This window comes from Sneathiella sp. (assembly GCF_036844445.1).
Classification (GTDB): domain Bacteria; phylum Pseudomonadota; class Alphaproteobacteria; order Sneathiellales; family Sneathiellaceae; genus Sneathiella.
The window spans coordinates 253868-275733 of sequence record NZ_DAIUFV010000001.1 but is presented as its reverse complement, the minus strand read 5'-3'; the positions used below and the strand labels follow the sequence as shown (position 1 = coordinate 275733).

Annotated in this window: 20 protein-coding genes; 9 read left to right on the top strand and 11 right to left on the bottom strand. The window is 61.2% G+C overall.

Going from position 1 to position 21866, the window contains the following annotated elements:
* Positions 1-14 precede the first annotated feature (14 nt).
* The 8 genes from V7Z56_RS01250 (at position 15) to V7Z56_RS01215 (ending at position 7926) form a co-directional block, all read left to right on the top strand.
* Entirely contained in the window at positions 15-1007 is a 993-nt protein-coding gene (locus tag V7Z56_RS01250; RefSeq protein ID WP_334127928.1) for a phosphotransferase family protein, read from the top strand.
* Positions 1000-2319 carry a phosphopyruvate hydratase gene (eno, locus tag V7Z56_RS01245; RefSeq protein ID WP_334127523.1) on the top strand — a complete coding sequence of 440 codons (1320 nt, stop codon included), beginning with the start codon at positions 1000-1002 and terminating at the stop codon, positions 2317-2319. The genes V7Z56_RS01250 and eno overlap by 8 nt, the downstream gene beginning before the upstream one ends.
* Entirely contained in the window at positions 2316-3254 is a 939-nt protein-coding gene (locus V7Z56_RS01240; RefSeq protein ID WP_334127522.1) for a 2-hydroxyacid dehydrogenase, read from the top strand. The genes eno and V7Z56_RS01240 overlap by 4 nt, the downstream gene beginning before the upstream one ends.
* A gap of 22 nt (positions 3255-3276) precedes the next feature.
* Positions 3277-4302 carry a LacI family DNA-binding transcriptional regulator gene (locus tag V7Z56_RS01235; protein ID WP_334127521.1) on the top strand — a complete coding sequence of 342 codons (1026 nt, stop codon included), beginning with the start codon at positions 3277-3279 and terminating at the stop codon, positions 4300-4302.
* A gap of 175 nt (positions 4303-4477) precedes the next feature.
* Positions 4478-5230 carry a sulfite exporter TauE/SafE family protein gene (locus tag V7Z56_RS01230; RefSeq protein WP_334127520.1) on the top strand — a complete coding sequence of 251 codons (753 nt, stop codon included), beginning with the start codon at positions 4478-4480 and terminating at the stop codon, positions 5228-5230.
* Positions 5231-5420: 190 nt separating this feature from the next.
* Positions 5421-5924, top strand: coding sequence for a hypothetical protein (locus tag V7Z56_RS01225; protein WP_334127519.1), 504 nt, complete (start codon positions 5421-5423; stop codon positions 5922-5924).
* Positions 5921-6343, top strand: coding sequence for a hypothetical protein (locus V7Z56_RS01220; RefSeq protein ID WP_334127518.1), 423 nt, complete (start codon positions 5921-5923; stop codon positions 6341-6343). Before V7Z56_RS01225 ends, V7Z56_RS01220 begins: the two co-directional genes overlap by 4 nt.
* 8 nt (positions 6344-6351) lie before the next feature.
* Positions 6352-7926, top strand: a complete 1575-nt coding sequence (locus tag V7Z56_RS01215) for a class I adenylate-forming enzyme family protein (RefSeq protein WP_334127517.1) — start codon at positions 6352-6354, stop codon at positions 7924-7926.
* On the opposite strand, the gene V7Z56_RS01210 is transcribed toward V7Z56_RS01215, so the two are convergent.
* The 10 genes from V7Z56_RS01210 to V7Z56_RS01165 all read right to left on the bottom strand — a co-directional run bounded on the left by V7Z56_RS01210 (position 7923) and on the right by V7Z56_RS01165 (position 20058).
* On the bottom strand, positions 7923-8567 hold the full coding sequence (locus V7Z56_RS01210) for a TetR/AcrR family transcriptional regulator (protein WP_334127516.1): 645 nt from the start codon (positions 8565-8567) through the stop codon (positions 7923-7925). The genes V7Z56_RS01215 and V7Z56_RS01210 overlap by 4 nt on opposite strands.
* 100 nt (positions 8568-8667) lie before the next feature.
* Positions 8668-11004 carry a transketolase gene (locus V7Z56_RS01205; RefSeq protein ID WP_443023730.1) on the bottom strand — a complete coding sequence of 779 codons (2337 nt, stop codon included), beginning with the start codon at positions 11002-11004 and terminating at the stop codon, positions 8668-8670.
* Positions 11005-11147: 143 nt separating this feature from the next.
* Positions 11148-12443 carry a TRAP transporter large permease gene (locus V7Z56_RS01200; protein WP_334127514.1) on the bottom strand — a complete coding sequence of 432 codons (1296 nt, stop codon included), beginning with the start codon at positions 12441-12443 and terminating at the stop codon, positions 11148-11150.
* Entirely contained in the window at positions 12443-12949 is a 507-nt protein-coding gene (locus tag V7Z56_RS01195; RefSeq protein ID WP_334127513.1) for a TRAP transporter small permease, read from the bottom strand. The genes V7Z56_RS01200 and V7Z56_RS01195 overlap by 1 nt, the downstream gene beginning before the upstream one ends.
* A gap of 60 nt (positions 12950-13009) precedes the next feature.
* Positions 13010-14035, bottom strand: coding sequence for a TRAP transporter substrate-binding protein (locus V7Z56_RS01190; protein ID WP_334127512.1), 1026 nt, complete (start codon positions 14033-14035; stop codon positions 13010-13012).
* Positions 14036-14085: 50 nt separating this feature from the next.
* Positions 14086-14655, bottom strand: a complete 570-nt coding sequence (locus V7Z56_RS01185) for a hypothetical protein (RefSeq protein WP_334127511.1) — start codon at positions 14653-14655, stop codon at positions 14086-14088.
* Complete coding sequence (locus V7Z56_RS01180) at positions 14655-15155, bottom strand: alanine racemase (RefSeq protein ID WP_334127510.1); 501 nt, start codon at positions 15153-15155, stop codon at positions 14655-14657. The genes V7Z56_RS01185 and V7Z56_RS01180 overlap by 1 nt, the downstream gene beginning before the upstream one ends.
* Positions 15152-16915 (bottom strand): hydantoinase B/oxoprolinase family protein, encoded by a 1764-nt coding sequence (locus tag V7Z56_RS01175; protein ID WP_334127509.1) that lies wholly within the window; start codon positions 16913-16915, stop codon positions 15152-15154. The genes V7Z56_RS01180 and V7Z56_RS01175 overlap by 4 nt, the downstream gene beginning before the upstream one ends.
* Positions 16912-19020, bottom strand: a complete 2109-nt coding sequence (locus V7Z56_RS01170; RefSeq protein WP_334127508.1) for a hydantoinase/oxoprolinase family protein — start codon at positions 19018-19020, stop codon at positions 16912-16914. Before V7Z56_RS01170 ends, V7Z56_RS01175 begins: the two co-directional genes overlap by 4 nt.
* Before the next feature lie 24 nt (positions 19021-19044).
* Entirely contained in the window at positions 19045-20058 is a 1014-nt protein-coding gene (locus V7Z56_RS01165) for a LacI family DNA-binding transcriptional regulator (RefSeq protein WP_334127507.1), read from the bottom strand.
* 435 nt (positions 20059-20493) lie between these two features.
* Between V7Z56_RS01165 and V7Z56_RS01160 the strand changes: the two genes are divergently transcribed.
* A complete protein-coding gene (locus tag V7Z56_RS01160; RefSeq protein ID WP_334127506.1) occupies positions 20494-21171 on the top strand; it encodes a GntR family transcriptional regulator in 678 nt (225 codons plus the stop codon).
* 29 nt (positions 21172-21200) lie between these two features.
* On the opposite strand, the gene V7Z56_RS01155 is transcribed toward V7Z56_RS01160, so the two are convergent.
* Complete coding sequence (locus V7Z56_RS01155; protein ID WP_334127505.1) at positions 21201-21863, bottom strand: hypothetical protein; 663 nt, start codon at positions 21861-21863, stop codon at positions 21201-21203.
* Positions 21864-21866: the final 3 nt, after the last annotated feature.

Below are 21866 nucleotides of genomic sequence, written 5' to 3'. Positions count from 1 at the left end.
AACCTGTGACACCGATGCTTGACCAGGAGACGGGCGAGTTTCTCAAACGGAGCGGACTGGCGGAGAATATCTCCGCCATCCGCGCCGAGCGGCTGACCGGCGGCATTTCTTCGGACATCTGGAGAATTGACGCAGGCGCGCGCCGTTTTGTGCTCAAGCGGGCGCTTGCGGAGCTTCGCGTCTCGCAGCATTGGGAGGCGCCACTCTCTCGCAACGCCAATGAAGTGAACTGGATCCGCGAAGTTCGCGAAATCCGCCCCGAGGCCGTTCCGGATATTCTCTATTCCGAGCCCGCATCCGCCCTCTTCGCCATGGAATTTCTCGACTATCCGACATGGAAAACACAGCTTATGGACGGCGATGTCGATATCGCCTTCGCGGCCAAGGTGGGCGCAAGCCTCGGCGCCATCCATCAGGCAACCGCGCACTCGCCCCGCCTCGCCGATAAATTCAGGGTACCCGAAACATTCGATGCCCTGCGGATCGAGCCTTACCTGAAAGCAACCGCGCGCGTGCATGGCGCGGTTGCAGAGCGCCTTCTCTGCCTTGCCGAAGCGACGCTTGGCGCGGAAACCGTGCTTGTCCACGGCGACGTGAGCCCGAAGAATATCCTGATGGGCCGCGAGGGCCCTGTCTTTCTCGATGCGGAATGCGCCTGGTACGGGGAGCCGGCCTTTGATCTTGCCTTCTGCCTCAATCACCTGCTTCTCAAATGCGTGCATATGCCGGGCGCGCGGGACGTCCTGCTCCGCGCCTTTGACGCCTTGAAAGACGCCTATTTCAATGAAGTCGGATGGGAGTCTCGGGACGCGCTCGAGGCGCGTGTTGCGCGCCTGCTGCCGGCTTTGTTTCTCGCACGCGTTGATGGAAAATCACCGGTTGAGTACATTACCAATGAAATTGATAAAGAAAAAATCAGAATGACGGCCCTGCCCTTTGTCGAGTCGCCTCCGACCCGACTGGCGGAACTGCGTGATGTGTGGGCAAGGAACCTAGCAAATGACTGACACAACAATCAAATCTGTTTTTGGACGGCGGGTGTGGGATTCGCGCGGGCGACCGACGGTCGAGGTGGACGTGCGCCTTGGCTGCGGCGCGACGGGCCGGGCCATCGCGCCCGCCGGCGCGTCGATGGGAAGCGGCGAAGCGGTTGATTTGCGCGACGGCGGCAAGGCCTTTGGCGGCCTTGATGTGCGCCGCGCCGTGGCCGCCGTGAATGAGGAGATCAGCGCCTGCCTGATCGGCCTTGACGCCGATCACCAGGAAGAGGTCGACGGTGCGATGGTGCGGCTCGACGGCACGCCCGATCGCGCCCGGCTTGGCGGCAACGCCATCGTTGCCACCTCCATGGCGGTATTGCAGGCGCGCGCGGCGGCCGAGAAACTGCCGCTTTGGCTCTATCTCTCGGGCGGGCGGGATATTCGCATGCCGCTCCCCGAGATCCAGATTTTCGGCGGCGGCGCGCATGCGGCGCGGCGCGTCGATATCCAGGATTTCATGATCATGTGTCCGGGCGCGACATCCTTCTCCGAGGCGCTCGACTGGACGGCCGAGGTCTATCTCGCCGCCGGCGCGCTAATGAAGGAGCGCGGCAGCCTGCGGGGGGTCGCCGATGAAGGCGGCTATTGGCCGGCATTCGGATCGAACGAGGAGATTCTCGATACGCTTGTTCTTGCGATCGAGCGCGCCGGCTTCAAGCCCGGCGAAGACGTTGCCATCTCGCTTGACGTGGCGGCCTCGGAATTTGGCCGGAACGGCCTTTACACCCTCGCCCTCGGCGGCAAGAAATATGAAACCGACGAGTGGATTTCCATCCTAGGCGGCTGGCTTGAGACCTACCCGATCCTTTCCATCGAAGATCCGTTGAGCGAGGATGATCCGAAAGGCTTTCAGACCTTCACGCGGCTTTATGGCGCGACCTGCCAGATTATTGGCGATGACTATCTCGTGACCAACGCCGCGCGTGTCACCCGGGCGGCGGCCGACAAGGCGCTCACCGCCGTGCTTATCAAGCCGAACCAGGCCGGGACGATTACAGAGACCCGCAAGGCGCTCGAAGCGGCCAAGGCGGCAGGGCTCGGCACGATCGTTTCCGCCCGCTCCGGCGAGACGGAAGATGTCATTATCTCGCATCTTTCCACCGGCTGGGATGCGGGCCAATTCAAGGTGGGCTCTTTCGCTCGCTCCGAACGCATGGCAAAATGGAACGAATGCCTGAGAATTGAAGAGGCCCTCGGATCGCGTGCGCGGTTTGCCGGACGCGAGGGGCTGGTCTTCGCCTCAGCAATTCCAGAGCGGGCCCGAGGAGAGAGACGTTGAAGGCTTTATTGCAGTTTTCCGCCAGCGACAGGCTGAAAAAGCGACTTGCGACGATAGAAGATATCGAGATCACGGTGATCGACGAGCAGGATGAAGCCGGTTTCATCCGCGAGATCCCGGACACTGACGTGCTTTTGCATTGCCTGAAGCCGGTAAGTGCCGACATGATTGCGCAAGGGCCGCAATTGAAGCTGATCCAGAAGATTGGCATCGGGGTCAATACGATCGATCTTGACGCCGCAAAAAAGGCCGGCGTGATCGTCGCCAACATGCCGGGCACTAACACGGCCGCCGTCGCCGAACACACCCTCGCCCTGATGCTGGCGACGCTCCGCCGCATGACCACATTCGACAGTGCGACGCGCATCGGCGAGGGCTGGCAGCTGTCGCCCAACGACGCGGAAGCGATCGGCGAGATCAGCGGCAGCACGGTCGGGCTCGTCGGCTATGGGGCGGTCGGGATGCGGCTCGCGGCGCCGCTCACCGCTCTCGGCGCGAAACTGCAGTACTGGAGCCGCACACCCAAGCCGGATGCGATCGCCGAAGCCGTCTCCTTCGAGGAGCTTCTCGCAACCAGCGACATTCTCTCGCTCCATATCCCCGCGACGCCCGAGACGCGCCATATCCTGAATGCGGCGGCCTTTGGCCGGATGAAACCGGGCGCCATTCTTGTCAATACCGCGCGCGGGGAACTTGTCGATGAAGCCGCGCTTGCCGCGTCCCTCGCCTCCGGCCGGCTGGCGGGCGCCGGGCTCGATGTTTTTGCCGCCGAGCCGCTGCGTGATGCCGGGCGGCTCAAGGAATTTCCGAATGTCGTGATGACGCCGCATATTGCGTGGTTGACGCCGCAAACAATTGACCGCAGCCTTGCGGTGATCGAGGAGAACTGCCGACGCATCCGGACGGGCGAGCCGGTGCTCAACAGGGTTGTCTGATGCTGCAAAAGCCGGAAGGGATATGACAAAATCATTCAGGATGGTCACCGCGCGCGACGTTGCCGAGATCGCCGGCGTTTCGGTCTCGACGGTCGGGCGCGCCCTCTCGGGCGATCCGCGGATCAGCGCGAAAACGATTACCCGTGTCAAGGAGGCGGCAAGCCAGCTCGGCTATGTCGGCAACCTGCCCGCCCGGCAGATGCGGGGGGCAAAAAGTAATCTCGTCGGGCTGATGCTCCCCGATATCCGCAACTATTTCTATGCCACGATTGCCGAGGCGCTCTCGGACTGCTGCAGCGCGAACGGATACCAGCTCGCGCTCTCCATCGCCAATGATCCTGAAACCGAAGCGCGTCACGTGACCGAGCTGATCAGCGCGCGGGCGGCCGGCATCGTCATTGTCCCGACCGCGCAGCCCAAGCGCGAGACGCGTGATCTCATCAATAATTTTCCGCACGTCCAGCTGCTCCGCCGGATCGAGAGCTACAACTCCGCTTGGTTTGGCATCAATGACGAGGAATGCCTCTGCGAAGGCACGCGGCACCTGCTCTCGCTCGGGCATCGCCGCATCGCCTATATTGGCGGCTCGCTTGAGCTCTCGACCGGAACGGCGCGGCGGGCGGGATTTCGCCGGGCCTTTCAGGAAATGGGCGTTGACCGCAGCGAGGCGATCGAGATTTTCGGCCCTCCCTCGATCACCCAATACGGCGCCAACGCGGTCAAGGAACTCCTGAACCGCCCCAACCCGCCGACGGCGCTGATCACCGGGACAATCCGCGTCACCCAGGCCATTCTGGAGACGCTGCACGAGATGCAGATCTCCGTCCCCGGCGACCTCTCGCTCGTCGGCTTTGGCGATGCGCCGGAGTTCAAATGGTGGGGCCCGGGCCTCACCACCCTCTGGATGCCGATCGAGGATCTGGCCACGACCTGTGGACTTTGGTTCCTGCATCATATAGATTCCGGAAAGCTCACCAATCAGCAGCACTCCTCGATCGCGACCGCGACCCTGACCGTTCGCGGCAGCACCGCCGCGCCGCGCCCCTAGCAGGCGCCGATCCGCCGCCGACCTGCTGTGTGAGTACCTCGGACACCCGCCATCCGTTCGCGGGAGATGAAAAGAAACAATGACACGCGGGGTTGAAAGGGCTAAACCAGAGGTATCCCGAAACCCCATATCGCCGCCGGTCGCCCGCCTTTTCGGGGATCCCGCAAGTAAACAAATGCCTTTTTTCGACATAGTGCTTATTATGCTCGCCGCCTTTGGCGCCGGAGTTCTGAATACGATCGCGGGCGGGGGAACCTTCCTCACCTTTCCCGCCCTTGTCTTTACAGGGATTCCGCCTGTCGTCGCCAACGCGACGAGCGCGGTTGCCGTCTTTCCGGGCTATCTCGGCGGCACCTTCGGCTTCCGAAAAGAGATCGGCCGCTTTCCGCGGCGAACCCTGCTGCTCTATACCGCCATCACGCTGGCCGGAGGCGCTGTCGGCTCGCTCTTGCTGCTCATCTCCTCCAACGAGGCGTTTTCGCTGATCGTGCCCTTTCTGCTCCTCGGCGCGACGCTCATCTTCCTCTATGGCAAGGAGCTCAGCCAATTCGCCGCCCGTTACGCCGGGTCGGGCCGGGCGCTGCCTGTCATCACCCTCTTTGTTTCCTGCATCTATGGCGGCTATTTCAACGGCGGGCTCGGCATTGTCCTGCTCGCGGTGTTTGCGCTTTGGGGGATGACCGACCTGCATCAGATGAACGGCCTGAAAAACGGGCTGTCATTTATTCTCTCGACCATTTCCGTCGCGATTTTCGCGGTCGGCGGCCTTGTGCTCTGGTATCAGGCGATCCTGATGATGATTGCCGCACTTATCGGCGGCTATGCGGGCGCACCCATTGCCCGCGCCCTGCCGCGCCCGGTGATCCGCGCCATTATCGCCCTGATCGGTTTCACTATGAGCGCGATTTTCTTCTGGCAAGCTTTCTGACTCAAGCGCCGCGCCTCTAACGGTGCAGCGCGGCAAATGTCTCACGGCCGCATGGATCGCTTGCGGCGATATCAGCCCTATGTTATTTAGTGGTTGGTTAATAAGTAAAATAAGAAACGGGATAGCGAAACCTGCCCCCGGCCCAACCCATAGCCGCAAGCGCCACCGTCCAGCGAGATATCAGAAACATATGAATGAAGATGTCACATTCGAGACCCTTCCGGTTCCCTACTCCCTCGGGACGGTAAGGTTCCGCCCGACGATCGAATCCATCAAGAAGCTCGGCTACGGGGTCGACGACGAGACGGGCTGGTTGCTCGGCGACCCGAAAGCGCCGCTCGCCCATCCGGTCGTTCTCTCCACCTATATCTGGTGGCCGCAGGGCTTTTATATTCAGGAGGAAGGGGCGGTGGGTCATTTCAAAATGTTCATGGATCAGTTTCCGAACCTCTTCGAATATCCATATCTGCATGCGAAGACCCACGCCCGCTTCATAAGCCCTTTCAAGGCCGGCGAGGAGATCGTCGCAAAGGTCGGGATATGCGAAAAATATATCCGCCGGGCGCGCGAATTTGTGGTGATCGAGGCGCTCTTTTCAACGCGGGAAGGCGCGCAGATCGCTGAATACCGGCACACTATCATGGTTCGAAGCCATGCCCCGATCCGGGGCATCGCAAGCGGAGAGACGAAATGACAAGCCGAGCAGAGCAAAGTGAGGGCGAGATCTACAGCGGGATGAAGCTGCCGACCCGTGCGATCCAGATGTCGATCACCAAGGCGCGGCTCTTCTCGCTGCCGAACGAGAGTTTTCACACCCATGACCATCTCGCGCAGAAAATCGGCCTCAAGGTTGCCGCGCCGCAGGGGCTGATGGCCTACGGCTATCTCTCGCAGATCGCCACCGAGTTTTTCGGCCCCGACTGGGTGCAGGGCGGCGAGCTGAACGTCAGCTTTACCAATCTCCTCAGCCGCGATGATGTGCTCAGCGTCAGCGGGATCGTCGCCAGGATCGCACCGGAGAATGGACGCCAGCGCGTCGAGCTTGATATCTGGGTTGAAAACGAGCGTGGCGACAAGGTCGCGGTCGGACAGGCGATCGGTTTCAAAGGGTGACACGCACGATGGGAAATACCGCGCTCGAGACACCACTTCCGCCCTTTATCGCCATCCCCGACAGCATCCGCCGGGCGGCGCAACGCACGCCGGAGAAGGCGGCGGTCATTTTCAATCATCAGGTCACGCGCTGGCGCGATTTTGACCGCGATGTCGACCGGACGGCGCACTACCTCGCCGCCCTCGGCATCCGAAAAGGCGACAAGGTCGCGATCCTCGGCCTGAACTCGCCTCTCTATCTGACTGCCTTTATGGGGATTTTGCGAGCCGGCGCCGTCGCGGTCCCGCTCTCCACCATGACCGCAACCGATGCGCTTGAACGCATGATCGTCGATGCCGATACGAAGGCGATTTTCCTCGCGGAAGGTTTTTACGCGAACATCGCGGCAATCGAGCCGCGCCTCGACGGGCTTCTGGAGGGCGGTAAAATCGCGCTCGACTTCCGGGCACCCGGCTGGATCCCTTACCGTGCGGCGCTCAATGCGGCTCCGTCCGATCCATTTTTGATGGAGATCGCGGCGGACGATGAGTTCAACATCATCTACAGCTCCGGCACGACGGGCCTCCCCAAGGGCATCATTCACGTTCACTCGATGCGCTCGGCGCTGCCTGTGCGCTTCGCAGCATTCGATTTCAACGACACGACAGTTTCCATCGTCTCGACCCCCATCTATGGCAACTTCACGCTCGCCGGCATGCTCCCGGCTCTCGCTCATGGCGGAACCGTTATCCTGATGGAGAAGTTCAGGGAAGCGGAATATCTCGCCCTTTGCGAGCACTATCGCGTCACCCACGCCATGCTGGTCCCAGTGCAGTATCAGCGGCTGCTCGCCCTCAAGGAATTCGGTGCCACGGATCTCTCGGCGTTTCGCACCAAATTCACCGCCGGATCGCCGATGGATGCGGGCCTCAAGAAAGAAATCCTCGATCGCTGGCCGGGCCGGCTGGTTGAGCTTTACGGCCTGACCGAAGGCGGGCCCGGCACCGTGCTGGATGCCAGTGCCCATCCCGACAAGCTCCATACCGTCGGCAAAGCCGGTCTCTCCGTCGATCTTCGCATTCTCGATGCCGATAACAACAGCCTCAAGGCGGGGGAAGTCGGCGAGGTTGTCGGCAGGTCGCCGCTGATGATGATGAAGGGCTATCACAAGCAACCCGACAAAACCGAGGAGCTGGTCTGGAAAGATGAAAATGGCGATGTCTTCTACCGCTCGGGCGACTATGGCAAGCTCGATGAGGATGGCTTCCTGATCCTCCTCGATCGCAAGAAGGATATGATCATCTCGGGCGGATTCAACATCTATGCCGCCGATATCGAAGCGGTTCTCTATCAGCATCCTGCCGTGCAGGAGGTGGCGGTTATTGGCATTCCGAGCAAATGGGGCGAAAGCCCGCTCGCGATTGTCGTCAAAGTTCCGGGCGCAGAGATTGACGAAGAAGCGCTGCAGACGTGGGCCAACGAACGGCTCAGCAAAACGGCGCGGCTTCACGCGATGGAGTTCCGGAAGGAACTGCCGCGCAGCACGCTCGGCAAAATCATGAAGCGCGAGCTCCGCGCGCCCTACTGGGCCAAGAAGAGCTAGCGCGTCGCCTCGGGAATTACCCGGAAGGTCTTGAAGATTGTCTCGAAAAGGAATTCTTTCGCGGCTTCCAGATCGGCTGTCCGGCCATCGATCAACGCCTGTATCGCCATGCCGCGCATGGCGCCGAGGATAAACATCGCCAGCTGTTCGACATCGCAGCCGGGGTCAAGCTCGCCCATCTCCACCGCTTCGCGAAGATGGCGGGTAAACCCCGCCTTATACTCGTTGCTGAGCGCGATAATCCGCGACCGAAGCTCGACGGCGGTGCCAAGCGATTCCATGTAAAGCTGGAAAAGCGCGATCGTCGCAACCGAGGTATCGCGCGCGCCGTCAAGATGCGCGCCGATCCGCGCTTTCACCGCGGCAAGGCCGCGCTTGTCCTTTACGGCCTTTTTGAGCATGGTCTCAAGCAGCCATTTTTCCGAAAAATCAACAACCGCTTCCAGCATGGCGAGCTTGCTGCCATAACGCGCGGCCGGAAGGCCGCTGCTGTAGCCCGCGGCAAGACCGACCTCGGCCATACTGATTCCCGTCGAGCCTTTCTCAGCGATCAGCTTGAGCGCGGCGAGCATCATCCTGCGGTCCGATTCCGCCCGCCTTTCCGCCTGCGAGCGACGCGTTTCAGACTTTACGGCTTTCATGAGCATCGACTTCCGGTTGCGTGACGATTGGCGGACACGTAACTAGCACCGCCAGACGCCGCCCGCAAGCCGCTTGCCCGCCTGATCGGGAGAGCATGCCTCAGGTCGCAACGAGTTTCGGTGCCGCAAACCGCCGCCCGCTCGTCAGATTGACGGCGATTTCGGTGATGCTTTCCGCATCGATCCCATAGTGGCGATAAAGATCGGCAACGGTACCGGTCTGGCCGAAATGCTCGACGCCAAGGCTGACCGTCGGATGCCCTGCAACGCCGCCAAGCCAGGAGAGGGTCGCCGGGAAGCCGTCGATCACCGTGATAATATGGCAGTGCCGGGGCAGCAGCGCGAGCATGCGCTCGATCTGGCTCAGGGCGCCCGCCTGCCCGCGCGCCCGGGCGCGCTGCGCCGCCTGCCAGCCGGCGTTGAGGCGGTCGGCCGAGGTGATCGAGAGCACTCCGATATCGCGGCGCATGCCGCCCAGCATCCCGGCCGCCTTGATGGCTTCCGTCGCCACCGTCCCCTGATAGGCGATGATGAGTTCGGCGTTCGGGCCGGGCTCCTTCAGCCAGGTCGCGCCGTTGATCACCTCCTCGGCGAAGTTCGGATTGATTTTTCGCGCCGGCTGTTCGATCTGGCGTGTCGACAAGCGCAAATAGACTGAGCCGCCCGTCTCATCGCGGAGCCATGTCTTCTCGGACGGATCCCCTTCCCCGTCGCGCTGCATATAGTCAAAGGCCCAGTTCATGATGATGGCCAGCTCGTCCGTAAAGGCCGGCTCGAAGCTCGCAAGGCCGTCCTGCGACATACCGATCAGGGGCGTCGCGATCGACTGATGCGCCCCGCCTTCCGGCGCGAGCGAGACACCGGACGGTGTCGCCACCAGCAGGAAGCGCGCATCCTGATAGCAGGCGTAGTTGAGGGCATCGAGACCGCGCGAGATGAAGGGATCGTAAAGCGTCCCGACAGGCAGCAGCCGCTCGCCGAACAGCGAATGCGAGAGCCCGGCCGCGGCCAGCATCAGGAAGAGATTCATCTCCGCGATGCCAAGCTCGATATGCTGCCCGTCGGGCATGAACTGCCATTTCTGCGCGCTCGGGATGCGCTCGTCACGGAAGATATCCGGCACTTCGCGCGGGGCGAAGAGATGACGCCGGTTGACCCACGGCCCGAGGTTGGTGGAAACCGTCACATCGGGCGATGTCGTCACGATGCGATCGGCGAAATCCGTCTTCGACTTGGCGATATCATCGAGGATTTTGCCAAACGCCGCTTGCGTCGAATTGACCGTCCCCTGAGGCGAGGGGTTCGTGATCACGCCCTCCGGGATGCTGATTCGCGGCGCCGAATAGCGGCGGCGGCCTTTGGCAAAGAACGGCACCTTGCGAAGAAAATCGCGGAGCTCGGTCTCGCTCGAGGCAAGCCCCTCAAAGGGCTCCCACTCATATCCGTCGCGGACCTTCATCCGTCTGCGGAAGTCCTCCATCTGCGCCTCGGTCATCAGGCCGGCGTGATTGTCCTTATGTCCGGCGAGCGGCGTGCCCCAGCCTTTGATGGTATAGGCGATGAAGGCGACGGGGCGGTCGTGCCGGATGCTGTTGAAAGTATCGATCAGGGTCGGCAGGCAGTGCCCGCCAAGATTGGCCATCAGCTCCGCCAGCTCGTCATCGGAGCGCCGCTCAAGCAGCGCCGTCACCGGTCCCTGATCGCCGATCTCGTCCATCAGCCGCTTGCGCCATGCCGCGCCGCCCTGATAGCAGAGCGCCGAGTAAAGCTGGTTCGGGCAGGCGTCGATCCAGCGGCGCAGGGTTTCGCCGCCCGGCTCCTCGAACGCGGCGCGCTGCAAGGCGCCGTATTTCAGCGTGATGACGTCCCAGCCGAATGCCTTGAAAACCGTCTCGATCCGGTCGTAAAGCCCCTCGCGGACAACGCCGTCAAGGCTCTGCCGGTTATAGTCGATCACCCACCAGGTGTTGCGAAGATCATGCTTCCAGCCTTCCTGCAAGCACTCATAGACATTGCCCTCGTCCAGCTCCGCATCGCCGACAAGCGCAATCATCCGCCCCTCGAGCCGGTCCGCCGCCCATTTCCGGGTGCGGATATAGTCCTGTATGATGGAGGAGAAAGCGGTGATGGCGACGCCAAGGCCGACGGACCCCGTCGAGAAATCCACGTCATCGACATCCTTGGTACGGCTGGGATAAGACTGCGCGCCGCCGTACCCCCGGAAATTCTCCAGCTTCTCTCGGGTCTGATTGCCCATCAGATATTGGATGGCATGAAAGACGGGCGAGGCATGCGGTTTTGCGGCAATCCTGTCCTCGGGCCGGAGGACGCTGAAATAAAGCGCCGTCAGGATCGAGACCATCGACGCCGACGATGCCTGATGTCCGCCTACCTTGACACCGTCCACCTTGTCGCGCCGGTTAGCCTGATCAATCATCCAGCAAGCCAGCCACAGGATCTTGCGTTCCAGATCGCGGAGGATCTCAGCCTTGCGCCTTCGATTGTCTGTCACCGGAAAACCCCTTGTTGAACAGTTATTGCAATTAAATTCCATTATATCAGCATCACCGCAACCCGGTCTTATCCGCCGATCATCAGACCCGGCAGCCAGAGCGCGATCTGCGGGAAGATCGTAATCACCAGCAGCGTGAACAGCATCAGGCCGAAGAAGGGCATGACGCCGTAGACGACTTCGCCGAGCGTGCTTTTCGCAATACCCTGGATCACGAACAGGTTGAGCCCCATCGGCGGGGTGATCATACCGCATTCGCAGAGGATCACGAGAGCGACGCCGAACCAGATCGGATCAATGCCGAGCCCGAGTATCAGCGGCATCACCGTCGGAACCGTGAGCACCATCATCGAGATGCCATCCAGAAACGCCCCGAGAACCAGATATAGCGCCAGCAGCATCAGCAGCACCTGATAGACGTCAAGCTCGGCATCGAGAACGAAGCGCGCGATCTGTTGCGGCGATCCCATGACACCGAGGAAATTGCCGAGCACCATCGCGCCGACATAGATAATCAGCACCTTGCTGCTGATCGACACCGTATTCCCCATGGCGTTTACCAGCATGGACCATGTCAGCTTGCGCAACCCCGCCGCAATCAGGAGTGCGCCCGCCGTGCCCACAGCCGCCGCCTCCGTCGGCGTGAAAATGCCAAAGAATATACCGCCAAGCACCACGAAGGCGAGAAACCACACGGGCCACAGCTCAACAAGGCCGATGAGGATGCCGCGCAACGTCAGCTGATATTCCACCGGCGCAAGGTCACGCTGGCGCATGACGCGGATCGCCACATAGATCATAAACAGCCCGACCATCAGGATGCCGGGAAAAACCCCGCTGATGAACAGCTGACCGATGGAGACGTTCGCAATCATCCCGTAGACAATCATATTAATGCTGGGCGGGATCAGAATGCCAAGCGTCCCGCCGGCGGCGAGAGAGCCGAGCGAAAGCCGCTGGTCATAGCCGCGTTTCTTGAGCTCGGGCAACGCGACAGATCCGATGGTTGCCGCGGTGGCCGGGCTCGAGCCGCTGATGGCGGAGAACATGGTGCAACTTAAGAGGTTGGCGTGCAGAAGGCCCCCCGGCGCCCAGGAGAGCAGCCGGCTTGTGCCGCGAAATATCGTTCCCGATGCCCCGCAGCCGACGAGTATCTCGCCAAGAAAGATAAACAGCGGGACAGCTGTCAGTGTGAAGGAATTGGTGCTGTCAAAAAAGACGTTACTGGCAATCGCCATATTGTCGCGAAAGACATAGAGCCCGATGAGCCCCGAGACCATCAGCGCAAGCCCGACGAACATTCCACTCAACATCAGCGCGAGTGTCAGCACAAGGATGATTGCGGTCGCGTAAAGCGGCTCCATTACAAGCCTCCCGCCGACATGCTCTGATCCCCCGGAAGATCGGTGATAAGCCGGGCAATCAGTCGCAGGGACAGCGCCGCAAAGCCGATCGGGATGAAGGCTTCGGGGATCCAGAGGGGCATGTTGCTGCCGGTGATCGAGATCGTTCCGATCTGATAGTCGATCAGCGGGGCTTTTGCGCTCAGCCAGGCGACAAACGCAAAGCCAAGCGCCGCAATGATCAGAAGAATTCTCTCAACCCCTTTGCGCAGACCTTCCGGCAGCAGGTTGAGAAGAATTTCAATCCGGATATGACGGCCCGCCCTGTCGGCTTCGGCAAGCCCCAGAAAAATAAGACCGACGAGCGCGTAGCCTGAAAATTCGGTGGCCGTCGCAACCGAACCGGAGAAAAAGCTACGTCCAGCGACGTCCATCACGATGATAGCTGTCATAAACAGCACGGCTGCGTATCCGAACCATGCTGAAAGTTTTGTCACCGCCGCCGCGATGCCTCTGATGAAACGCATGTAAGCTCCTTTCGCCACCAGCCGGACCGCCGCGGCTCGGGCGGCGGTCCGATGCGGGGTTTACTCCAGTCCCATTGCCTGTTTCACGGCGTCGAGAGCCTGCTTGTTGGCGGGTGAGCGTGCAGCCCATTCTTCCCAGATCGGCGCGGCGGCCTTCTGCATGGCCTCACGCTGGTCTGCCGGGATCTGATATTCCTTCACGCCGACTTTCGCCATGATGTCGACAGCCTTGCCGTCCTCATCCACGACCGAGCGCTTGGCGCGGTCGGTGAGAGCCCAGCCCTCCAGCATGATGGCGCGCTTGTAGGCGTTCGGGAGCTTGTCGTAGGCGTTGATATTGACCACCAGATACTGGCTGGCCGGCGCCCCGCCGAAGCGATAGAGATACTTGCCGACTTCCTGGAGCGATCGGTCAACCATGGCCGGCGTTCCGGTGTTGGCAGCGGCCACCACGCCGCGCTGCATCGCCGTGTAGACTTCGGAACCGGCAATGTTGATCGGCGTGCCGTTCAGGGCTTCAACGAGCTTGGAATCGAGCTCGCGCCAGGTGCGGATCTTGAGCCCGTTAAGGTTCGACCAGTCCGGGATCTCGACGCTGCTGATCATCTCCTGCGTGGTGAAAGAGAACCAGGCGACCGGGATCGCGTTCAGCTTCTCAAATGCATCGATGGTCTGGCTCCGCGTTGCCTGTTCGATGAGCGTGAGCTGCTCGAGCGAGCCATCCTGCAGCATCGGCAGGTTGAAGACGCCGAGGTGCGAGACCTGCGCCGTCAGGAAGCCGGGATCAAAGGACGCCATCTGGATCTGCTCGCTTTGCAACGCCCGAACATAGGCATCGCGCTTGAAGCCAAGCTCCCCTTCCAGCGCCACACGGATGTTGAAATTGCCGCCGGTGCGCGCCGCAACGCCATCGGCAAATTTCTGCAGGTCCTGCACGGTATGATGACCCTGGGTCGATTCCGTGGAAACCAGCACCCAGTCAAGTTTGGGGTTATCCTCGGCTCTCGCCTCTCCATGACCAAAGGTCAAAGCCGCTGCGCACAGGGCAAGGCTTAAGGCGCCGGTCAAAAGACTTCTTCTCCTCATAATTCTCTCCTCTCTGTCGTCTTGGTGGATCACACATAAGCTACTCGCCTTTACTCCGCCCTTATGATTGGCCATACGGCCTCGATGTTATTTTTACGGACGGCGTAAATCTTGTCATTCAGGAACACGGTCGAATCGGCATATCCCACAATGAACTGCAGCCGCTCCCCGACCGCCGGAAGGGAAAAAGGCTGCGACAGTTCAATGGTGGTATGTTCGGCAGACAGCTTGACCGCCGCGATATGCGGCATATAGGCCGGCATCGGCAGGCGCGGATAGGCGGCCATGGTTTTCCAGCCGGCGTCAACGATAATTCGCTTGGGGTTCGGGCGGCTGGTGACCGTTGTCCAGACCGTCAGGGCATAGTCATTCGGCACGGCGAATTCGGTCCGGTAACGAAGATCAGAGAAAATGCCGCCGCCGGCCTGAATTTCTGTCACGCCCGGACATTTCGCCGTCAGCCAGTAGGTTCCCGTCCCGCCGCAGCTCACGATCGGGGCCGGGATGCCGCGCGCCTCCATCCGGCGGGCGCTCTCGACAAGCGCCGCAACCGCACTCTCGACCGCCGCCTGCTTTGCCGCCGCATCCTTGATGGCGGTGGTATGTCCTTCCCACGCCATCACGCCCTTGAGATCAAGCCCCGGCAGATCGCGGAGCGCTGCGGCGAAATCCGCAAGCCCTCGCCCGGCGGGATGCCGGCGCGCTTAAGCCCGACATCCACCTCAATCAGAACGGGGAGCCGGAGATTTGCGGCCAGCGCCGCCTCGCAGAGCGCGCGGGCGTTCACGAGGCTATCAACCGCCGCCATAACCGAGGCGTCCTTGTTGAGCGCGACAAGGCGGCGGATGGCGGCCGGGTCCACCACCTGATTGGCGATCAGAATGTCGCGAATGCCGGCGCGAACCATAATCTCCGCCTCGCCGACTTTCGCGCAGGTGACCCCCTCCGCCCCCGCCGCCTGAAGCCTCGTCGCAATCGGCGGCGATTTGATCGACTTGATATGCGGCCGCCAGCGGATGCCGTTGCCGATGATCGCATCGCGCATCCTCGCAATGTTCTCATCGAGAAGATCGATGTCCACGGCAAGGAACGGCGTTGCAATCTGATCGAGCCCGGTCATTCGGCAGCCGCCTCCCGCGTTGACGCGCCCGCATGGCGGAGCGATTGGCGGAGGCGCTCTGTCGCCGCCTCATCAACCACCCAGGCGTCGCTATCGATCACCACGCCATAGGCTTCGCGCGCGGTCTCGAGCGAGACCTTGTCATCGAGCACATTCTCCAGCACATCGGCGGGCGGGCGGTCGAGCGGGTTGCCCCAGCCGCCGCCGCCTGCAAGGAAAGCCGAGTAGGTCTGGCCACGTTTCAGCGTGCGCATGAATTTGCCCGGCAGCCGCTCCTCATCGTCCTTCCCGAAATTGATGTAGTTGCGGGCGAAGGCGCCGGGATGACCGCCCTGCAAGCCGTAGGGCTGGAACTTCTGGCGATCGCTGCGGACCTGCAGCACCGCTTCATCCACCCCAACGAGGCAGTATTCGCGGATCAGGCCAAGGCCCCCGCGATAGCGGCCGGGCCCACCGGAATCATCGCGAAAGCCGTAGCGTTCGATGCGGACCGGCTGCTCGCCTTCGATAATCTCGACCGGGGAGTTAGAGTAGTTGACGGCAAGCGAGGCGAGCCCGTCATTGGCATCCTTGTTGGGTCGCCCGCCCCAGGTGCCGAAGAGGAATTCCAGCAGCACGAACGGGTCGCTCTTGTCGCGATAGCCGGCGATAATGACGCCGAAATCGCCCTGCACGCCGCAGGCGAAGACCTTATGCGGCAGCATTTTTGAAAGCGCGCCCCAAATCGCCTCGGAGACACGCATCGAGGTCAGGCCGCGCGCGGCGACCGCCCCGGGCGGCACCGGATGCACCATCGAGCCCGGCTCGGTGATGATGTTAATCACGCGCATGAAGCCGCTGTTGGTCGGCAGATCCGAACTCAGCACCGAGCGCACCGCCGCATAGACGCAGGATTCCGTCATGGCGATTGGCAGGTTGATCGAGCTTGGCACCTGCGCGCAGGTTCCCGTGAAATCCACCGTGAGATCGCTCCCCTTCTTGGTCAGCTTGACATAGAAACGGAGCGGATCGTCTGTGAAGCCGTCGTCATCGAGGAAATCCTCAAACTCCCACTCGCCATCGGGCAGCGCTTTCAGCTCCTCGCGCGTCATATGCTCCGCCTGATCGAGGAGCGCGTTGATATCATCGGCGAAGCTGTCGGCGCCGTGCCGGTGCGCAAGTTCCAAAAGCCCCTTTTCACCGCGCCGGCAAGCGGCGATCGTCGCCATCACATCCCCCTCGACCTTGTCGGGCAGGCGCACGTTGAGCCGCAGTATTTCCATGAAGGACTGGTCAATCTTGTCATTCACGGCGATGCGGATCGGCGGGATACGGATCCCCTCCTGATAAATTTCCGTGCTGTCGCAGGCATTGCCGCCCGCAACGCGCCCGCCGATATCCGTCTGATGGCCGATGGCGGCAGCGAAGCCGATCAGCTCATCTTTCAGAAACACCGGCTTGAAAATATAGATATCCGGCAAATGCGTTCCGCCGCCGGTATAAGGATCGTTGGTGGCAAAAACGTCGCCCGGGCGAATTGTATCGCCAAATTTGTCGAGAACCGCGCGGATTGTCGGCGGGAACGAGCCCATATGGACGGGCAGGCAAAGACCCTGCGCCACGAGTTGCCCGTCGCGGGCGATAAGGCCGGTCGAAAAGTCCATGGCTTCCTTGATGACGTAGGAGCGCGCCGTGCGGACGACAGTAACCGCCATTTCATCGGCAATGGCGTCCAGGCCATTGCGCAGCAGCGCCAGGCGGACGGGATCTCGGGTAGTCATACGGCCTCCTCATTCAGGGTTATCAGAATGCAGTTCGCAGCATTTCTTACGACCGCGTCCGGCGGGACGACGGTTGTTGTGTCATATTCCTCGATCACGAGCGGGCCCGGAATGTCGGTCTCCGACAGTTCCTCCCGCCGGATCACGCGCGATGTGCGCCAGCCTTGCGGGCCGAAATAGATCTGCCGCTCCCTGCTGCCGCCGGACGGTGCCCCCCTGACATTGATGCGCGAGGAGAGGTTGACCCGCTGCTTGTCGATCCCGCGCGCGAGCAGGCGAATGGCGACGAGCTGCACCGGCTCAATGTGGCTGCGGTAACCATAGCTGTTCTCATGCTCCTGCTGGAAGCCTTCAACAGCCTCGCTCATGCCCTCGGCGGTAAGCGCATCGGCATTGATCGGAATGGAAATCTCATCGCTCTGTCCGGCGTAGCGCAGATCAAGCGCGAAGTTGAGCTCCACATTCGCCGCCGTGAAGCCGGCGTGGGAGAGCAGTTCTTCACCCTCGGCCGAGAGTTCCGCCGCCAGCGCTTTCAAGTGGGCAAGATCGACCTCCTTCATGTCCACCCAGTAGGTGCGGACAAGGCGATGCTCGACATCGGTCAGCAGCAGCCCGAGGGCGCTGAAAACCCCGGACGCCGGCGGCACAACAACGCGGCGGATGCCGGCCTGCCGGGCCAGCGTCGCGGCATGAACCGGGCCGCTGCCGCCAAAGGCGATCAATGTGAAATCGGACGGCGAGCGTCCCTGCTCCGTCGAGACGGCGCGAATGGCGCGCACCATCGTCGCATCGGCAACCTCATGGATCCCGTAAGCCGCATCCTCGACGGACATTTTGAGCGGTGCCGCGACATGGGCGCGGATCGCCTCCTCCGCCTTCGCAGCATGGATTTTCATCTCGCCGTCGAGCAGATGCTCGCGGTTCAGAAACCCGAGCACGACATTGGCATCGGTGACGGCCGGGCGGTCGCCGCCAAGGCCGTAGCAGGCGGGCCCCGGAACCGAGCCTGCGCTTCGCGGCCCGACATGCAGCGCGCCGGCGCTATCGCACCAGGCGAGACTGCCGCCGCCCGCGCCGATCTCGGCAAGATCGACCGTCGGCACCCGGACCTTGTAGCCCCCGCCGCTGAGGAGGCGCGATCCGACATTGATGCCGGCGCCAACTTCCATCTCCGCGGCAAGGCGCGGGATGCCGCCTTCGATCAGGCAGGCTTTTGCCGTTGTCCCGCCCATGTCAAAGGCGATAATATTCTCGATCCCGAGCTGGCGCCCGACACGCGCCGCCGCAATCGCTCCCGATGCCGGACCGGATTCGATACAATAGGCCGGCAATTCCCGCGCCGAGCTTGCCGGGATAATGCCGCCCGAGGACTGCATCACCATCACGGGCGCGCGCACCGCCTTTTCGGCGAGCGCCTTTTCGAGTGCGCCAAGGTAATCGCTCACCACCGGGCGGATAAAGGCATTCACGACCGTCGTGCTGGTCCGCTCAAACTCGCGGATTTCCGGCAGAACCAGATATGAGGCGGAAGTTGAGATATCCGGTGCAATATTCTGAATTATCTCGACAATACGCTTCTCATGTACCGGATTTACATAGGAATGCAGCAAACAGACGGCAATCGATTCAACCCCCGCCGCCTGAAGATTTCTCACCACCTCGGCGACATTTTCCTCATCGAGCGGGGTGATGATATTTCCTTTGAAGTCAAGACGCTCGGCTACCTCCATGCGGAGGCGGCGTGGCACCAGCGGGACCGGTTTGTCCCAGTCCATGTCATAAAGCTGCGGCATCCGCAGACGGCCGATCTCCAGCACGTCGCGAAACCCCTTCGTCGTGATCAGGCCGACCTTCGCCCCCTCACCGGTCAACAGCGCATTCGTCGCCACGGTGAAGGCGTGGATGAAGCGATTGACATCGCGCGGCTCCAGGCAGGACGCCGCGTTCATCTGCATCAGCCCGTCGATGATCGCCCGGCTGTAATTATCCGGCGTCGACAGGATCTTGAAGGTCGAAAAGGATCCGTTTTCATCGGCAACCGTAATATCGGTAAAGGTGCCGCCCACATCGACCCCGACACCCTGCTTCATCTTATTCAATGACATTATTGCTATTCTCTAAATTGCATTTCATGAACAGGAATTCCTGACAATCAGTTCCGGCACCAGCAACTCCTGCCGCTGCGACAGCCTGTCAGGCTGATTGATACGATCGAACACCATGCTGGTAATCAGCTTGCTCATCCGGTTTACGGGCATTTTCACGGTCGTGAGCGGCACCTGGCTGTAAGCGGCCTGCGGAAGATTATCGCAGCCGACAACAGCAATATCCTCGGGCACCCTGACCCCCCTCTCCAGCAGGCGGTTGATCAGACCGAAGGCGAGCCGATCGGTCACGCAAAAGACGGCGCGTGGCATGCGCTCGGCCACCCTGTCGGCGGCGGCCCGGCCGCTCTCGAAGGAGGTATCCGGGGCCCCAACGATCTGCTCGGGCGAGACCATATGGCCGGCTTTTGAAAAATGGTCGGCGAAACCGACAACGCGTTTGCGCGCCGGGATATTCTCCGCATCCTCCGTCTCGACGATCATCACATCGGACCCGATCCGATCAAGCAGGAACTGCGCCGCAATCGCGCCGGCCTCGACATTGTCGACGGCGACGGAATCTCCCCCTGCCCACGGCCGGGCGAAGGCGATCACGGGCGTCCCGGTCCGATCCGCCTCCTCGAGATGCTCGGTTTTCGAGGAGGACGGATGCACGACAATCGCCGAGACCAAAAGCTGGCGGAAGCGGTCCACGACTTCGCGCTCAAGCGCTACCTGCCGCAGGGATTCGGTCATGATGACGAGATACCCCTCCTCGCGCGCCTTTTCCTCGAGCGCGCTCAGGATCGGGCTGAAATAGGCATAGTCGAGTTCGTGAATTATGACGCCGATGGTCTTGCTGCGGCGCGAGGAGAGCCAGCTTGCAAGCAGGTTCGGCGTATAGCCGAGCCGCGCGGCCGATTCCAGGACGCGATCCCGCGTTTCCTCGGCGACAAGCATCGGATCGCTGAGCGCCCGCGAGACGGTTACCACCGAAACTCCCGCATCGCGGGCCACATCGGCCTGCGTCACCGCCGCGCTCAGTTTCTTGCGAGCCAAAACCGTCTGCCTCCTCCAAATGATAACGTTATCATTTTAACGCTAATAAAGCTTCATTTTCGCGTCAATATGAAAACGTTTTCATGTAAGAAAAAATGCAACTAGTAAATAGCGGAAATAAATCGCGCGCAGATCTTAAGTTTCCATGGCATACTGCCGCCGCGCCGCTCCCGTCAGGCCGGATGGGCGGCTGATTTTGCGCCGCCTGAATTGGATGAAAATTCACGCTATAATCGCAGAGCTTTTTTTCAGGACTTTTCATCGCGGCGCGCGCGAGGCGGTTTCCCGGCGCCCGTGCTTTACATAAATATCGTTTGACGATACCCTTCAATTCAACATGAGTTCAGAGTGTATTTCATTTCGATCCGTTGACAGCGCCCGCGTCAGGGCCGATCAGCGACGAAGCAGACGATTTATATTTTTGAGATGGCCAATATGAAAATCAAGTCCGGCGCCGTCCGTTCCGACACCTACGAACGCCTTAAAGAGGCAATCATTATAGGGGAATATGCCCCGGGAGAGCTTATCCAGATTTCCGAATGCGCGCGCGATCTCGGCGTCAGCCGGACGCCGGTTCGCGAAGCGCTCAGCATTCTGGAGCGGGATTTCCTCGTCGATCTTCTCGATGGCCGCGGCGCGATCATCCGCCCGATCAACAGCGATGAGGTCCGCAACATCAACCAGCTTCGCGAGATCATTGACGGACTGGCGGCGCGGCTCTCGGCCAAACGCATGCCGAAATCCCTTATTCTCGATTTCCGGGCAGAGTTTGAACCGATGCTGGACGCGCCGGAAATGGCGGAGACGGAAATCCACAGCCAGCTCAGTCACAACCTGCACAAGGCCATTTCCGACAATTGCGGCAACTGGGTTGTGCAGGCGCAGTGGCAGCATCTCAACATCGCTTTTTCACGGATCAAGCGAAAAGGCTGGCAGATCTGGCGCGATTCTGACGAGAAGCGGGAAATTTCCCTGCGCCGTCTCAATGAACATCTCGAAATTCTCGAGGCGCTCGAAAACCGAGATTCCGAACGGGCGGAGATTGCCGCACGAACCCACATCGTCCGGGCGACGGAAGATGCGCTGAAATATATGTCCGGCCCCTATCAATGATACGCGGCTGATCGCGCGTCAAAATGCGCTCAGGCCTTCTCCCCGACAGCGGCAAGGGAGGCGACAAGCCGGACAACGCTCTGATCTCCCTTTGCGGCGCCGCGGACCGCGCCCCGCATAATCCGGATGGACGATTTACCCCGCTTCTTCGCATGCTCTCGGATCAGGTCCAGCAGCTCCTCCCCCCGCTCCTCGGCAAGGCCGTAGCCGATCGCTTCCTCCCGCCCGAAAGAATGACGCCTTAGCAGCAGATCAAGCGCGGCAAAGCCGCCGGCAAGTTCTGCGAGACGCGGCGGAATGCACGAATCCGCCGTCTCCAGCCCATCAAATGAGAGGCTGCCCCCGGCGGAGAGGCTCCGCCAGTCGCAGGCAAGGACGATCCCCGCGGCATCCCCCTCTACCGCTCCCGTCACCTCTGCAACCGAAAAATAGGGCGCTTCAAGCAGGATATTGTAAACCCTCGCGAGGGCGGAGCGGTCAGCGCAAGGCCCGAGGTGATCGCCGCGCGAGACGTCTTCGAAGTGGAGTTGAAGCACTTTGACTGGCGTTTCATATTCTGCGACGAGGATTGCTGCAAGATGGTGAAGGGCGCTTTCACCGGCGGTAAAAAAGTCGGCCGAAAGGACGATACGCGCTGTCACATCGTAGATCACCTCGGCTGCAATTCCCTCGTCATTCTGTTCGCGCCGCATAAG

Excerpts from the sequence above, each read along its gene's own strand:
- V7Z56_RS01190 (WP_334127512.1), bottom strand. The coding sequence starts at position 14,035 with ATGAGGAGAAGAAGTCTTTTGACCGGCGCCTTAAGCCTTGCCCTGTGC.
- V7Z56_RS01200 (WP_334127514.1), bottom strand. The coding sequence starts at position 12,443 with ATGGAGCCGCTTTACGCGACCGCAATCATCCTTGTGCTGACACTCGCG.
- eno (WP_334127523.1), top strand. The coding sequence starts at position 1,000 with ATGACTGACACAACAATCAAATCTGTTTTTGGACGGCGGGTGTGGGAT.
- V7Z56_RS01155 (WP_334127505.1), bottom strand. The coding sequence starts at position 21,863 with ATGCGGCGCGAACAGAATGACGAGGGAATTGCAGCCGAGGTGATCTAC.
- V7Z56_RS01215 (WP_334127517.1), top strand. The coding sequence starts at position 6,352 with ATGGGAAATACCGCGCTCGAGACACCACTTCCGCCCTTTATCGCCATC.
- V7Z56_RS01230 (WP_334127520.1), top strand. The coding sequence starts at position 4,478 with ATGCCTTTTTTCGACATAGTGCTTATTATGCTCGCCGCCTTTGGCGCC.
- V7Z56_RS01205 (WP_443023730.1), bottom strand. The coding sequence starts at position 11,004 with ATGATTGATCAGGCTAACCGGCGCGACAAGGTGGACGGTGTCAAGGTA.
- V7Z56_RS01250 (WP_334127928.1), top strand. The coding sequence starts at position 15 with ATGCTTGACCAGGAGACGGGCGAGTTTCTCAAACGGAGCGGACTGGCG.
- V7Z56_RS01195 (WP_334127513.1), bottom strand. The coding sequence starts at position 12,949 with ATGCGTTTCATCAGAGGCATCGCGGCGGCGGTGACAAAACTTTCAGCA.
- V7Z56_RS01185 (WP_334127511.1), bottom strand. The coding sequence starts at position 14,655 with ATGGCGTGGGAAGGACATACCACCGCCATCAAGGATGCGGCGGCAAAG.
- V7Z56_RS01225 (WP_334127519.1), top strand. The coding sequence starts at position 5,421 with ATGAATGAAGATGTCACATTCGAGACCCTTCCGGTTCCCTACTCCCTC.
- V7Z56_RS01220 (WP_334127518.1), top strand. The coding sequence starts at position 5,921 with ATGACAAGCCGAGCAGAGCAAAGTGAGGGCGAGATCTACAGCGGGATG.
- V7Z56_RS01160 (WP_334127506.1), top strand. The coding sequence starts at position 20,494 with ATGAAAATCAAGTCCGGCGCCGTCCGTTCCGACACCTACGAACGCCTT.
- V7Z56_RS01235 (WP_334127521.1), top strand. The coding sequence starts at position 3,277 with ATGACAAAATCATTCAGGATGGTCACCGCGCGCGACGTTGCCGAGATC.
- V7Z56_RS01180 (WP_334127510.1), bottom strand. The coding sequence starts at position 15,155 with ATGACCGGGCTCGATCAGATTGCAACGCCGTTCCTTGCCGTGGACATC.
- V7Z56_RS01175 (WP_334127509.1), bottom strand. The coding sequence starts at position 16,915 with ATGACTACCCGAGATCCCGTCCGCCTGGCGCTGCTGCGCAATGGCCTG.
- V7Z56_RS01170 (WP_334127508.1), bottom strand. The coding sequence starts at position 19,020 with ATGTCATTGAATAAGATGAAGCAGGGTGTCGGGGTCGATGTGGGCGGC.
- V7Z56_RS01210 (WP_334127516.1), bottom strand. The coding sequence starts at position 8,567 with ATGAAAGCCGTAAAGTCTGAAACGCGTCGCTCGCAGGCGGAAAGGCGG.